13 protein-coding genes are annotated in these 14,014 nt (G+C 61.7%); 6 read left to right on the top strand and 7 right to left on the bottom strand.

What is annotated here, in order from left to right; genetic code table 11:
* Nucleotides 1-145 precede the first annotated feature (145 nt).
* Together V6M90_RS05655 and V6M90_RS05660 are read right to left on the bottom strand one after the other, a co-directional pair.
* Entirely contained in the window at nt 146-1,132 is a 987-nt protein-coding gene (locus V6M90_RS05655) for a phosphate ABC transporter substrate-binding protein PstS (protein ID WP_003176973.1), read from the bottom strand.
* 261 nt (nt 1,133-1,393) lie between these two features.
* Nucleotides 1,394-2,683 (bottom strand): MFS transporter, encoded by a 1,290-nt coding sequence (locus V6M90_RS05660; RefSeq protein ID WP_003176974.1) that lies wholly within the window; start codon nt 2,681-2,683, stop codon nt 1,394-1,396.
* A 409-nt stretch (nt 2,684-3,092) separates the two neighbouring features.
* Here V6M90_RS05660 and V6M90_RS05665 point away from each other — a divergent pair, with 409 nt between their 5' ends.
* A complete protein-coding gene (locus V6M90_RS05665; RefSeq protein WP_003176975.1) occupies nt 3,093-3,497 on the top strand; it encodes an acyl-CoA thioesterase in 405 nt (134 codons plus the stop codon).
* Nucleotides 3,498-3,555: 58 nt separating this feature from the next.
* On the top strand, nt 3,556-4,455 hold the full coding sequence (locus tag V6M90_RS05670) for a D-hexose-6-phosphate mutarotase (RefSeq protein WP_003176976.1): 900 nt from the start codon (nt 3,556-3,558) through the stop codon (nt 4,453-4,455).
* Between the two features lie 132 nt (nt 4,456-4,587).
* Here the strand turns inward: V6M90_RS05670 and V6M90_RS05675 are convergent, their stop codons facing one another.
* The 5 genes from V6M90_RS05675 to V6M90_RS05695 all read right to left on the bottom strand — a co-directional run bounded on the left by V6M90_RS05675 (nt 4,588) and on the right by V6M90_RS05695 (nt 8,362).
* On the bottom strand, nt 4,588-5,124 hold the full coding sequence (locus V6M90_RS05675; RefSeq protein WP_050784921.1) for a DUF3299 domain-containing protein: 537 nt from the start codon (nt 5,122-5,124) through the stop codon (nt 4,588-4,590).
* A 77-nt stretch (nt 5,125-5,201) separates the two neighbouring features.
* Entirely contained in the window at nt 5,202-5,447 is a 246-nt protein-coding gene (locus V6M90_RS05680; RefSeq protein WP_003176978.1) for a GlsB/YeaQ/YmgE family stress response membrane protein, read from the bottom strand.
* 108 nt (nt 5,448-5,555) lie between these two features.
* Nucleotides 5,556-6,641 (bottom strand): 5-(carboxyamino)imidazole ribonucleotide synthase, encoded by a 1,086-nt coding sequence (locus V6M90_RS05685; RefSeq protein ID WP_003176979.1) that lies wholly within the window; start codon nt 6,639-6,641, stop codon nt 5,556-5,558.
* A gap of 11 nt (nt 6,642-6,652) precedes the next feature.
* Nucleotides 6,653-7,144, bottom strand: coding sequence for a 5-(carboxyamino)imidazole ribonucleotide mutase (gene purE / locus V6M90_RS05690; protein WP_003176980.1), 492 nt, complete (start codon nt 7,142-7,144; stop codon nt 6,653-6,655).
* 309 nt (nt 7,145-7,453) lie between these two features.
* Nucleotides 7,454-8,362, bottom strand: coding sequence for a LysR substrate-binding domain-containing protein (locus V6M90_RS05695; RefSeq protein WP_078735269.1), 909 nt, complete (start codon nt 8,360-8,362; stop codon nt 7,454-7,456).
* Nucleotides 8,363-8,544: 182 nt separating this feature from the next.
* Here V6M90_RS05695 and aspA point away from each other — a divergent pair, with 182 nt between their 5' ends.
* The 4 genes from aspA (at nt 8,545) to V6M90_RS05715 (ending at nt 13,936) form a co-directional block, all read left to right on the top strand.
* Nucleotides 8,545-9,969, top strand: coding sequence for an aspartate ammonia-lyase (aspA, locus tag V6M90_RS05700; protein WP_042945500.1), 1,425 nt, complete (start codon nt 8,545-8,547; stop codon nt 9,967-9,969).
* 389 nt (nt 9,970-10,358) lie between these two features.
* Entirely contained in the window at nt 10,359-11,804 is a 1,446-nt protein-coding gene (locus tag V6M90_RS05705) for an alanine/glycine:cation symporter family protein (protein ID WP_078826612.1), read from the top strand.
* A 77-nt stretch (nt 11,805-11,881) separates the two neighbouring features.
* Nucleotides 11,882-12,859, top strand: coding sequence for an asparaginase (locus V6M90_RS05710; RefSeq protein ID WP_332846191.1), 978 nt, complete (start codon nt 11,882-11,884; stop codon nt 12,857-12,859).
* Nucleotides 12,860-12,943: 84 nt separating this feature from the next.
* Nucleotides 12,944-13,936 (top strand): AraC family transcriptional regulator, encoded by a 993-nt coding sequence (locus V6M90_RS05715; protein ID WP_003176987.1) that lies wholly within the window; start codon nt 12,944-12,946, stop codon nt 13,934-13,936.
* Nucleotides 13,937-14,014 lie beyond the last annotated feature (78 nt).

Here is a 14,014-nt window from a genome sequence, read left to right on the forward strand (position 1 = left end):
CCAGATCATTCATGCGCACACCCTAGCGATCCTGTATGACAGAAAGATGACAGTGCAGTGACGCAACGAATCCGCCGCGAAGCAAGGCTGGCAGCGGATTGTAAAATTCGGATGCGGAGCCGGTATTCCGGCCCCGCAGAGGCAATCAGTTGCCTTCTTTCAGACCCAGGTCAGCCAGGGCCTTGGCGGCGACTTTGGCTGGCAGTGGGATGTAGCCGTCTTTCACCACAACTTCCTGGCCCTGTTTGGACAGAACCAGTTTCACGAACTCGGCTTCCAGCGGCGCCAGAGGCTTGTTCGGGGCTTTGTTGACGTACACGTAGAGGAAGCGCGACAGCGGGTATTTGCCGTTCAGGGCGTTTTCTTCACTGTCTTCGACGAATTCAGTGCTGCCTTTCTTGGCCAGGGCCACGGTCTTCACGCTGGCGGTCTTGTAGCCGATGCCCGAGTAACCGATGCCGTTGAGCGAAGAGCTGATCGACTGCACGACCGAAGCCGAGCCGGGCTGTTCGTTCACGTTAGGCTTGTAGTCGCCTTTGCACAGGGCTTCTTCCTTGAAGTAGCCGTAGGTGCCGGATACCGAGTTACGACCGAACAATTGGACCGGCTTGTTGGCCAGGTCGCCGGTCACACCCAGGTCGCCCCAGGTTTTCACGTCAGCTTTGCCACCGCACAGGCGAGTCGAGGAGAAAATCGCGTCGACTTGTTCCATGGTCAGGTGCTGGATCGGGTTGTCCTTGTGCACGAACACGGCCAGGGCATCGACGGCGACCGGGATAGCGGTAGGCTTATAGCCGTACTTTTGCTCGAAGGCCGCCAGTTCGGTGTCCTTCATCTTGCGGCTCATCGGGCCCAGGTTGGAGGTGCCTTCAGTCAGCGCAGGTGGCGCGGTGGCGGAGCCGGCAGCTTGAATCTGGATGTTGACGTTCGGGTATTCCTTTTTGTACCCCTCGGCCCACAGGGTCATCAGGTTAGCCAGGGTATCGGAACCGACGCTGGACAGGTTGCCCGACACACCAGTGGTCTTAACGTAAGCCGGGATTGCCGGGTCAACACCAGCGGCCACCGCGTTGGCGGTCGCAACGCCAGCAGCGACAAAAGTCATTGCCGCCATCAAACGTTTCAGTTTCATGCCTTGCTCCTAGCAGATAGGGATAATTGGATCGGGGCCAAGTATCGAGAGGCCGTGTGAACACTCTATGTCTGGAATATGACAATTAGATGAAAGGCCACTATCGCAAGCAAAGGTTTAAGAAGACTAAAAGTGGGATGAACACCGTCCCTGTGGCGAGGGAGCTTGCTCCCGCTGGGTCGCGAAGCGGCCCTGAAGAGGGGGACTGCTGCGCAGTCCTACGGGAGCAAGCTCCCTCGCCACAGTGAATCGGGCAGGGTATTACCGCCCGCGCTTCCAGAGATACCCACCCACCACCATCCCCATCACGCACAGGACGGCAACATAGTAAGCCGGGCCCATCGGGCTTTCCTTCATCAGCAGCGACACCGCCAGCGGCGTCAGTCCGCCAAATACGGCGTAGGCCACGTTGTAGGAGAACGACAGACCACTGAAACGCACCACTGGAGGGAACGCCTTGACCATCACATACGGCACCACGCCGATAGTGCCGACGAACAGACCAGTCAGCGCGTAAAGCGGGAACAGCCAGTCCGGGTGGGCCATCAGGCTGTGGTACAGCGTCCATGACGTCGCCAGCAGCAAGGCGCAACCGGTGATCAGCACGCGGCCGGCGCCAAAGCGGTCGGCCAACGCGCCGGAGGCGATGCAGCCCAGGCTCAGGGTGACGATGGCCAGGCTGTTGGCCTGCAGCGCAACGGTCGGGCTGAAGTGGTAGATAGTTTGCAGCACGGTCGGGGTCATCAGGATGACCACCACCACACCAGCCGACAGCAGCCAGGTCAGCAGCATCGACAGCACAATGGCGCCGCGGTGGTCGCGCAGCACGGCACGCAAGGGCAACTCGGCGGCCAGGGTCTTGCGTTGCTGCATCTCGGCGAAGATTGGCGTTTCATGCAGCCAGCGGCGCAGGTACACCGACAGCAGGCCGAACACGCCGCCAAGAAGAAACGGGATACGCCAGGCGTAATCCGAAACCTGCTCCGGGCTGTAAATAGTGTTGATGGCGGTGGCCACCAGTGAACCCAGCAGGATCCCGGCGGTGAGGCCACTGGTCAGAGTGCCGCAGGCATAGCCGATATGGCGCGGCGGTACGTGCTCGGAGACGAACACCCAGGCGCCCGGCACTTCGCCGCCGATTGCGGCGCCCTGGATGATGCGCATCAACAGCAACAGGACCGGCGCCCACAAGCCGATCTGCGCGTAGGTCGGCAGCAGGCCCATGATCAAGGTCGGCACGGCCATCATGAAGATGCTCAGGGTGAACATTTTCTTGCGGCCCAGCAGGTCGCCGAAGTGCGCCATGATGATGCCGCCCAGGGGCCGCGCCAGGTAACCGGCGGCGAAGATGCCGAAGGTCTGCATCATGCGCAGCCATTCGGGCATGTCGACGGGGAAAAACAGTTTTCCGACCACGGTGGCGAAAAACACGAAAATGATGAAATCGTAGAACTCCAGCGCCCCGCCCAAGGCAGACAGCGAGAGGGTTTTGTAGTCGTTGCGGGTCAGCGGGCGCGAGGGTTGCGCACTGCTTGCGGGCACGGAGGACATGGCAAGGCTTCTCTTATAGTCATTATCGATATCAAGGACGGCACGCCCGTGACTGGCGGCGGGTTTGGCAAGATAGCAAATCGCTTGTAAAAGCACAGCGCCAGGAGAACAGTTGCCCGCAAAAGCCCCGATACAGCGCCTATTTACCGACCAAATGAGCCTCGAGAGGTCGTCGTGATGCCAGGGTGTCGATATACTCGGCCCTTGCAGGCGCAAGAACCTCAGTCTTGAGGGGCTGCTGTGCCAAAACGCCGTTGGGTGCCACCCAGCCGATTTGGCAGAGTTTCCCTTTAGTACGCCTTACGAGAAACGCATTGAGCGGTGTATGTTGGTGCTGAAACGTTTTTCTACAAGACGGCTATCCACTTGAAATACCCATGAAGCGTCACGGGTCAGAGGCACCCCCGGCATGATCGAACTCGAACAAGAAGATCCTATCCCGCAAGGCGATCTCGCCCTGCAAATCACCGCGCTCCCGCGTGAAACCAACGGTTTCGGCGATATCTTCGGCGGCTGGCTGGTGGCGCAGATGGACCTGGCCGGTACAGCGATGGCCAGCAAGGTCGCGGGTGGCCGTGTGGCGACCGTCGCCATCGACCGCATGGCGTTCCTGGTGCCGGTGGCGGTGGGTGCGCAGTTGTCCTTCTATACCCAGGCCCTGGAAATCGGCCGCAGCTCGATCCAGATGATGGTCGAAGTGTGGAGCGACGACCCGTTGTCCAGCGAATGGCGCAAGGTCACCGAGGCGGTGTTTGTCTTCGTTGCCATCGATGGTAGCGGCCGCACACGCTCGGTGCCGTCACGCGCGCGTTAAACCTCACCGGGTTTTGACGGTCAATTGCCCCATTGCCTGCTATCAAGAGTGCTGTGTCATGCCTTTGCCCCACGTTGAAACCCTGAAAATCGACGAGCTGGACTGCTGGCTCATCCGCCACAACGGCGCCGAACTGAGGGTGGCCCAGCAGGGCGCGCACATCTTCAGTTACCAGCGTGACGGCGAGCAGCCGCTGATCTGGCCTAACCCGGCAGCCGTGTTCAAGCAGGGCAAAGGCATCCGCACCGGAGTCCCGGTGTGCTGGCCGTGGTTTGGCGTGTTCGACCGCAACCCGCCCAGCGTAAAGGCGATGCGCCAAAGCGATCAGCCGGCCGGCGCCCATGGTTTTGTGCGTACAGCGCTGTGGGAATTGGCCGGGACGGCGTTTGAAGGCGAGGCTTTGCGCATCGACCTGATACTACCGGTGCCTGCAGGCGGTTTCCCCGGCTGGCCCCATCAAGTCGACCTGAAACTCAGCCTGCTGCTGGACGACCACCTGCATATCCGCCTGACCAGCCATAACCGTGGCACAGACACCGTGACCCTCAGCCAGGCGCTGCACACCTACTTCGCCGTGAGCGATGTGCGCAATGTGCAGGTCGAAGGCCTGGATGGGACGACGTATATCGACACCGCCGATGGCTGGAGCGAGAAAACCCAGTCCGGGCTGCTGAGCTTTACCGCAGAGACTGACCGTATCTACCTGGGCACGCCCGCTGAGCTGAGTATTGTCGACAACGACTGGCAGCGCCGTATCCAGCTCTCCAGCGAAGGTTCGAAGTCGACCGTGATCTGGAACCCCTGGACCGAACGCGCCAAGGCGTTCGACGATATGGCCGACGATGGCTGGCAGGGCATGCTGTGCATCGAGACGGCGAATGTGCTGGACGATGTGGTTGAATTGGCGCCCGGCAAAAGCCACATCTTGGGCGTGAGCATTACCAGTACTACTTTATAAACCCAATCAAAATGTGGGAGGGGCTTGCTCCCGATAGCAGAGGGTCAGTCAGCACATTTGTGACTGATAGACCGCTATCGGGAGCAAGTCGAATCGTCGCACCGCCCCTCCCACATTGGTTTGTGTTTTGGTTTAGAGATCGGATTCCTTCACCACCCGCACCTTCCCCGCATCCAGCGCATACGCCGCATCCGCCAGGTCGTTGTTCACCTTCTCCACCTTCAAGGTGCCGGTGACCCACAACGGTGTGTAGATATCATCCAACTTCAACCCCTTGGGATAACGCACCAGCACCAACTGATTAGGTGGCGGTGGCGGCACGTGGATGCACGCGCCTGGGTACGGCACCAGGAAGAACAACGTGCTGCGGCCCTTGGCGTCGGTTTCCAACGGTACCGGGTAGCCGCCGATACGGATGTTCTTGCCGTTCATGGCGGCCACGGTCTTGGTGGAATACATCACCGCCGGCAAACCTTTGCTCTGCTTCAGGCCGCCCTTATCGGTAAAGGTGCCCTGGGCTTCGGGGGAGTTGTGGTCAATCTCGGGCATGGCTTCGAGGGCTTTCTGGTCTGAAAGCGGCATGAGGTCGAGCCAGTCGGTTTCCGGCAGTTCACCGGCGTGCGCCAGGCCAGAGCCCAGCAAGAGAAGAGTCAAGAGAAGACGGCGCATGAAGAAGCTCGGCAAGTACAAGTGCCGAGCATTCTAGCCCTCTGCGCCTACGCAGCGCAGAGGACTTCGTCGGCTGATTACTTCTTTTTGATCAAGCCGTAGATCACCAGCAGCACAATGGCGCCGACCAGCGCGCCGAGGAAGCCTGCGCCTTGACCGGCCTGGTAGATACCCAGGGCCTGACCACCATAGGTCGCGGCCAGGGAGCCGGCGATACCCAACAGAATGGTCATGATCCAGCCCATGCTGTCGTCGCCTGGCTTGAGGAAACGCGCGAGCAGACCGACGATAAAGCCGATAACGATGGTTCCGATGATACCCATGGCATTTCCCTCTGAATGAAGTGAACTATGCCAAAGCCTAGACAGGCTTTGGCATCCTGCAATCAGAGGATGGCGATCCCCGAATGGTTCCCGCCATCGCCAGGCAAATTATTGCTCGGCGATCAGCGCTTCGACCTTGAGGATCTGCGCCTGCAGCGTCGCGCGGTCCTTGCAGCGCAGGTTGGCATGGCCGACCTTGCGCCCGGCCTTGAAGGCCTTGCCGTAGTGATGCACGTGGCAATCGTCGATCGCCATCACCCGCTCAACCGGCGGCACCGTACCGATGAAGTTGAGCATGGCGCTCTCGCCGACCTTGGCCGTGGAGCCCAGCGGCAGGCCTGCCACGGCACGCAGGTGGTTTTCGAACTGGCTGCACTCGGCGCCTTCGGTGGTCCAGTGCCCGGAGTTGTGCACACGCGGGGCGATTTCGTTGGCCTTGAGGCCGCCGTCGACTTCAAAGAACTCGAACGCCATCACACCGACATAATCCAGCTGCTTGAGCACACGGCTGGAGTAGTCTTCGGCCAGCGCCTGCAACGGGTGGTCGGTGCTGGCCACGGACAGTTTGAGGATGCCGTTGACGTGAGTGTTGTGCACCAACGGGTAAAAACGGATTTCGCCATCCCGAGCCCGCACGGCGATCAGCGAGACTTCGCCGGTGAACGGCACGAAGCCCTCCAGCAGGCAGGCGACGCTGCCCAGCTCGGCGAAGGTGCCGACCACATCGGCAGCGGTTCGCAGGACTTTCTGGCCCTTGCCGTCGTAACCCAGGGTGCGGGTTTTCAGCACGGCCGGCAGGCCAATGCTGGCGACAGCGGCGTCGAGGTCGGCCTGGGATTGAATATCGGCGAAGGCCGGGGTCGGAATGCCCAGATCCTTGAACATGCTCTTCTCGAACCAGCGGTCACGCGCGATGCGCAGGGCTTCGGCGCTTGGGTATACCGGTACGAACTGCGAAAGGAACGCGACGGTTTCGGCCGGGACGCTTTCGAACTCGAAGGTCACCAGATCCACTTCGTCGGCCAATTGGCGCAAGTGGTCCGGGTCGCTGTAGTCAGCGCGCAGGTGTTCACCCAGGGCGGCCGCGCAGGCGTCCGGCGCCGGGTCAAGGAAAGCGAAATTCATCCCCAGCGGGGTTCCCGCCAGCGCCAGCATGCGGCCCAGTTGGCCGCCACCGATTACACCGATTTTCATCGTCAACAACCTCAGGCGATACGTGGGTCTGGATTGTCCAGCACGCTGTCTGTCTGCTCAGCACGGAATTTTTTCAGCACCGCGTGAAACTGCGGGTGCTTGGCGCCCAGGATGCTGGCCGACAGCAGGGCTGCGTTAATCGCGCCAGCCTTGCCGATCGCCAGGGTGGCCACCGGGATCCCGGCCGGCATCTGCACGATGGACAACAGCGAGTCCACGCCCGAGAGCATCGCCGACTGCACTGGCACGCCTAGCACCGGCAGGTGAGTCTTGGCCGCACACATGCCTGGCAAATGCGCTGCACCGCCGGCACCGGCGATGATCACCTCGATGCCACGGGATTCTGCTTCATCGGCATACTGGAACAGCAAATCCGGGGTGCGGTGGGCGGAGACCACCTTCACTTCATACGGAATGCCGAGCTTTTCCAGCATATCGGCGGTGTGGCTAAGGGTGGACCAATCGGACTTGGAGCCCATGATCACGCCAACCAATGCACTCATCGTCGTGCCTCTTCTCTCTGGGCGCCCGCGGGCGCGTCAAAAAACAACAAGCCACGCGGGAAATCCGGCGTGGCTTGGTGTACGAATTTAGGCCGGTTGGACCGGCCGAAGGCCGCGCAGTATACCGTAATAATGCAGATAAACAGCCCCTGGAATGACCATCCGTCCAGCGGCACAAACCTGCGGTTTTATTGACTTCCGAGTCAGCGAAAACACCACAAAACCCTATGGGAGGGGGCTTGCTCCCGATCGAGGTGTATAAGTGCCAGATTCAGTGCCTGACACACCGTAATCGGCCCGATATTGGGCTCAGGTGCTTTGCGCCGCTCCCCCTTCCAACTTGCGCCACAACAACCGCACATTCGCCTTGCGCACCAACGCACAGCGATACAGGCGAATCTCCAGCGGCACATGCCATTGCGGCCCGCCGCACACCACCAATTCACCACGGGCCAGTTCGGCACGCACGCTCAGTTGCGGCACCCAGGCAATGCCCAGCCCCTCCAGGGCCATGCTCTTGAGGCTGTCGGCCATGGCGGTTTCGTACACGGTGGTAAAGCGCAGCGCACGCTGGCGCAGCAACAGATGCACCGAACGGCCGAGGAATGCACCGGCGCTGTAGGCCAGCAACGGCACGCTGCCCTCGCCTTCGAGGTCGAACAGCGGTTTGCCGTCGGCATCGGCGGCGCACACCGGGAGCATTTCGGTGTCGCCCAGGTGCAGCGACGGGAAGATTTCGGCGTCCATCTGCATCGCGGCGTCCGGGTCGTAGAACGCCAGCATCAGATCGCAGCCCCCCTCGCGCAGGGCGTGCACGGCGTCACCGACGTTGGTGGCGACCAGCCGCGTGGCGATGTTCAAGCCTTCGTTGCGCAATTGCGCGATCCAGCGCGGGAAGAAGCCCAACGCCAGAGAGTGGGCGGCGGCGACTTGCATGACTTCGCCCTGCCCGCCTTCCAGATGATGCAAATGGCGCAACACTTCACCCAACTGTTCGACCACGGTGCGCGCGGTGACCAGAAATAGCTGCCCCGCCGCTGTCAGCTCGACGGGCGTGCGCGAGCGGTTGACCAGGGTCAGGCCCAAGGCGGCTTCCAGGCTGCGGATGCGTCGGCTGAACGCCGGCTGGGTGACGAACCGCCGCTCCGCCGCCTGGGAAAAGCTGCGGGTCGCGGCCAGGGCGCTGAAGTCTTCCAGCCATTTGCTTTCAAGGTTCATCACTGCCTCCCACGGGTACGCACCATTTTGGCACACACGCCCGCCATGATAGCCGGGTCACACCTGCATTATGCCGTTTATGCATAGGCCAGTGTTTAACAGCATTGGCCCAAAAATTCGTACGCGCCTAGCATTCGCAGCGTTCCGGCCAGTTCCGGGTCCCTATCGAGATGATTTCCGTCATGTCCTCTGCTGCATCTTTCCGTACAGAAAAAGACCTGCTTGGCGTACTCGAAGTACCTGCTCAAGCGTATTACGGCATCCAGACCCTGCGTGCGGTGAATAACTTCCGCCTCTCGGGCGTTCCGATTTCGCATTACCCGAAATTGGTGGTCGGCCTGGCAATGGTCAAGCAAGCAGCCGCAGATGCCAACCGCGAGTTGGGCCAGCTCAGCGAAGCCAAGCACGCTGCCATCAGCGAAGCCTGTGCCCGTCTGATCCGCGGCGATTTCCACGAAGAGTTCGTGGTGGACATGATTCAAGGCGGCGCCGGCACTTCAACCAACATGAATGCCAACGAAGTCATCGCCAACATCGCGCTGGAGGCCATGGGCCACCAGAAAGGCGAATACCAGTACCTGCACCCCAACAACGACGTGAACATGGCGCAGTCGACCAACGACGCCTACCCGACCGCGATCCGCCTGGGTCTGCTGCTGGGCCATGACGCGCTGCTGGCCAGTCTCGACAGCCTGATCCAGGCCTTCGCCGCCAAAGGCGTCGAGTTCAGCCATGTGCTGAAAATGGGCCGCACCCAATTGCAAGACGCTGTGCCGATGACCCTCGGCCAGGAATTCCGTGCCTTCGCCACCACCCTGGGTGAAGACTTGGCACGCCTGAAAACCCTGGCGCCGGAGCTGCTCACCGAAGTCAACCTGGGCGGCACCGCCATCGGTACCGGTATCAACGCCGACCCGCGTTACCAGGCCCTGGCCGTACAACGCCTGGCGATCATCAGCGGCCAGCCCGTGGTTCCGGCAGCCGACCTGATCGAAGCCACCTCCGACATGGGCGCCTTCGTGCTGTTCTCCGGCATGCTCAAGCGTACCGCCGTGAAACTGTCGAAGATCTGCAACGACCTGCGCCTGCTGTCCAGCGGCCCACGCACCGGCATCAACGAGATCAACCTGCCGGCGCGCCAGCCAGGCAGTTCGATCATGCCCGGCAAGGTCAACCCGGTGATTCCGGAAGCCGTGAACCAGGTAGCGTTCCAAGTTATCGGTAACGACCTGGCCCTGACCATGGCAGCCGAAGGTGGCCAACTGCAACTGAACGTGATGGAGCCGCTGATCGCCTTCAAGATCTTCGATTCGATCCGCCTGCTGCAACGCGCCATGGACATGCTGCGCGAGCACTGCATCGTCGGTATCACCGCCAACGAAGCGCGCTGCCGCGAACTGGTGGAGCACTCCATCGGCCTGGTGACTGCGCTGAACCCGTACATCGGCTATGAAAACGCCACCCGTATCGCACGTATCGCCCTCGAAAGCGGCCGTGGGGTACTGGAACTGGTGCGCGAAGAAGGCTTGCTCGACGACGCCATGCTCGACGACATCCTGCGCCCCGAAAATATGATCGCTCCACGTTTGGTCCCGCTGAAGGCCTAAGCGCTTGTTGCACCGCTCACCAGGTTGAGGGACTAGACACCTCTCACCTTTTGAGGGCCTGAAGGCTCGTTCTTCAGGCCCTTTTTTTTGCTCCGAGGTTGTGAAATGACGCCCATAAAAAATCCAATATCGCACCGCAAACCCACCTCCCCTGTAATGGCTTGGCTGAAACCTTTAATCGGCCCGGGCAGACGGATCACGTTCGCCTAGGTATAGTGCCGCCCCTCTTCGCATCTGCGGCCGTCGACAACGGCTAGCACGCAGCGAAAGCGCATGAATAACAACACCCGCAAAAGGATTGGGGCCGAAGCGTCGTGCACTGCCTGGTGCCGAGCGATGCGTCGAACCGTCCTGCGTTTGCCATTAGAAAAATCAGCGAGGAACACTCCATGCTCGAAGTCATCAACGACTTCCTCTCAGGGAAAGTACTGATCGTGCTCATTGTCGGGCTCGGCGGTTATTTCACGATCCGCTCGCGTTTCGTTCAGTTTCGTCATTTCTTCCACATGTTCGCGGTGTTTCGCGACAGCCTCAAAAGCAGCTCCGATCAACTCAGCTCGTTCCAGGCGCTGATGCTCAGCCTGGCCGGCCGCGTGGGTGCCGGTAACATCGCCGGTGTCGGCATTGCCGTGACCCTGGGTGGTCCCGGTGCCGTGTTCTGGATGTGGGTCACCGCGCTGGTGGGCATGTCTTCGAGTTTTATCGAGTGCTCCCTCGGCCAGTTGTACAAGCGCACCGACGCCGAAGGCACTTACCGTGGCGGCCCGGCCTATTACATCCAGCACGGTTTGCACAAACGCTGGCTGGGCATGGTCATGGCGTTCCTGCTGCTGGTGACCTTCGGCTTTGCCTTCAACGGCCTGCAGGCCCACGCCGTGACTCACTCGCTGAACAACGCGTTCGGCCTGGACACCACCTACACCGGCCTGGCCCTGGCGGTATTGCTGGGCCTGGTATTCATCGGCGGGATCAAGCGCATCGCCTCGATCGCCGACCTGCTGGTGCCGGTCAAGACCCTGGTCTACATCGCCGTGACCCTGTACGTGATCGTGCTGCAATTCGACCACGTACCGGCCATGCTCGCGACCATCGTCAAGAGCGCGTTCGGCCTCGACCAAGCCTTCGGTGGCCTGGTGGGCAGCGCGATCATCATGGGCGTCAAGCGCGGCGTGTTCGCCAACGAAGCCGGCTTGGGCAGTGCGCCGAACGTGGCGGCGGTAGCGTCGGTTGAACACCCGATCGCCCAAGGCGTGGTCCAGGCGTTCAGCGTGTTCCTCGACACCTTCGTGATCTGCACCTGCACCGCGTTGCTGATCCTGCTCTCCGGCTTCTACACCCCAGGCTTTGAAGGCGACGGCATTGCCCTGACCCAGAACTCCCTGGCGGCGGTCGTCGGCGACTGGGGCCGCATGTTTATCTCGGTGGCCCTGGCGTTGTTCGTGTTCACCTCGATCATGTACAACTACTACCTCGGCGAGAGCAACCTGCGCTTCCTGGTGGGCAACAACCGCAAGGTGCTGATCGGCTACCGCACGCTGGTGCTGGTCCTGATTTTCTGGGGCTCCATCGAGAACCTGAGCACCGTGTTTGCCTTTGCCGATATCACCATGACCCTGCTGGCGTTCGTCAACCTGTTCGCCCTGGCGTTCCTGTTCAAGATTGCCATGCGCATCCTGAACGATTACGACAACCAGCGCGCGGCGGGCATCAAGACCCCGGTGTTCGATTCCAGCCAGTTCCCGGACCTCGACCTGGACCGCAAGGCCTGGCCGGCAAACCCGGTAAACCCGCAAGCGGCCCCCTCGGCTGAACTGAATGCTCAAGTGCAACGCTGAGCATAGATAGATGACACGCCGCACGACCTTGGGCATGCTCGGGGCCGTGCGGCGTTTTTCGTTCAGGAGAATTTACGATGTCCTCATCCAGCAACGTCATGGTGCTCTACACCGGCGGCACCATCGGCATGCAGGCCAGTGCCAACGGCCTGGCGCCCGCCTCCGGCTTCGAAACACGCATGCGCGAGCAGTTAGCCAACCAGCCCGTTCCCGCGTGGCGCTTTCGCGAAATGGTGCCGTTGATCGACAGCGCCAACATGACCCCCGCCTATTGGCAGCGCCTGCGCAGCGCAGTGATTGAAGCCGTGGACCAAGGCTGCGACGCCGTGTTGATCCTGCACGGCACCGATACCCTGGCCTACAGCGCGGCGGCCATGAGCTTCCAACTGCTGGGCTTGCCGGTGCCGGTGGTGTTTACCGGTTCGATGCTGCCGGCGGGCGTGCCGGACAGCGACGCCTGGGAAAACGTCAGCGGCGCGCTGCACGCCCTGGGCGCCGGCTTGGCGCCGGGCGTGCACCTGCACTTTCACGGCGCGCTGCTGGCGCCGACCGCGTGCGCGAAAATCCGCAGTTTCGGGCGCAACCCCTTTGCGGCGCTTAACCGCCAGGGCGGCGTTACCCGTGTCAAATCCATCCCCCCGGCGCTGGACTATCGCCAGCCGAAAGCCCTGGCCAATGTCGGTGTGCTGCCGCTGGTGCCGGGGATCGCTGCGGCGCAGCTGGACGCCCTGCTCGACAGCGGCATCCAGGCGCTGATCCTGGAATGCTTCGGCAGCGGCACCGGGCCCAGCGACAACCCTGAGTTCCTGGCCAGCCTCAAGCGCGCGCAGGACAACGCGATTGTCGTGGTCGCGATTACCCAGTGCCATGAAGGCGGCGTGGAGTTGGATGTCTACGAAGCCGGCAGCCGTTTGCGCGGCGTGGGTGTGCTCTCGGGTGGCGGCATGACCCGTGAAGCGGCATTCGGCAAGCTCAACGCGCTGCTCGGTGCCGGCCTGGATAACGCCGAGGTTAGGCGCCTGGTGGAAACCAACCTGTGTGGCGAACTGGGCTGAGGCCGTCTCCGACCCCGCGATTGTTTTTCGAGCGACGGCACACAACTTGCTCCCCCAAGGGCTGACCCCTTGGGCGGAGCCATCATGCTGCACTCACACCTGACCACCCTGAATGCCGTGTCCCTGCTGCTGGCGACCTTCGAGGCCCAGGGCCTTGCATCCGACGCATTGCTGGCCGGCAGCGGCATAGATGTGCGGGATTTACACCACGCCGACACCTGTATCACCACCCACCAGGAGATGCAGGTATGTGCCAATGCCGTGGCTCTGCGCCGGGACATCGGCCTGGATGTGGGCCAGCGCATGCACGTGTCATCCTATGGGTTGCTCGGCTATGCGTTGCTCACCAGTGCCACTTTCGGTGACGCTCTGCGTCTGGCCCTGCGCTACCCGGCGCTGTTGGGAACACTGTTCGAGCTGAGCCTTGAAGAGGACGGACAGTGCATCTGGTTCACCGCCGGCGACTATCGAGAGGCGCCGGCGCTGGCGCAGTTCAACGTCGAGTTCTGCCTGGTGTCGCTGAAGGTCATCTGCGAAGACTTGCTGGGTCACCCTCTGCCGCTGTCGGGAGCACGATTTGCCTACCCCGCTCCGGACTACCGGACGCGCTATGCCGAGCGCTTCGACTGCCCGTTGCAGTTCGACGCGCCAGCCAATGCCTTTGCCTTCGACGCACACTGGCTGCAACAACCGCTGCCCCTGGCCGACGCCATTACCCACCGCGCCATGGCCGAACGTTGTCGCAAGCTGAACACCGAATTCACCGGGCGCCAGGCCTGGCTCAATCGCGTGCGTCAGTTGCTCGCCGCGCAACTGCATGCGGCGCCGGGGCTCGATGGCCTGGCCGGGCAGATGAACTGCTCGCCGCGCACCCTGCGCCGCCACCTGCAGGGCCTGGGTTGCAGCTATCAGGAATTGCTCGATGAGTTGCGCTTCGAACAGGCCAAACAGTGGCTGGCGCAGGATCGACTGCCCATCCACCGCATCGCCGAGCAATTGGGTTTCAGCGAAACCGCGAGTTTCCGCCACGCCTTTGTGCGCTGGAGCGGGGTGGCACCCAGCCAGTTCCGGCCCTGACGCCCTAAAAAGGGGCGAATAGCGGTCACATTCTTTGGCCCTATTTATCCCCTTTTGGCCGCTCCTGCCGTTCTCTTG

This window comes from Pseudomonas lactucae (assembly GCF_036688725.1).
Taxonomy (GTDB): domain Bacteria; phylum Pseudomonadota; class Gammaproteobacteria; order Pseudomonadales; family Pseudomonadaceae; genus Aquipseudomonas; species Aquipseudomonas lactucae.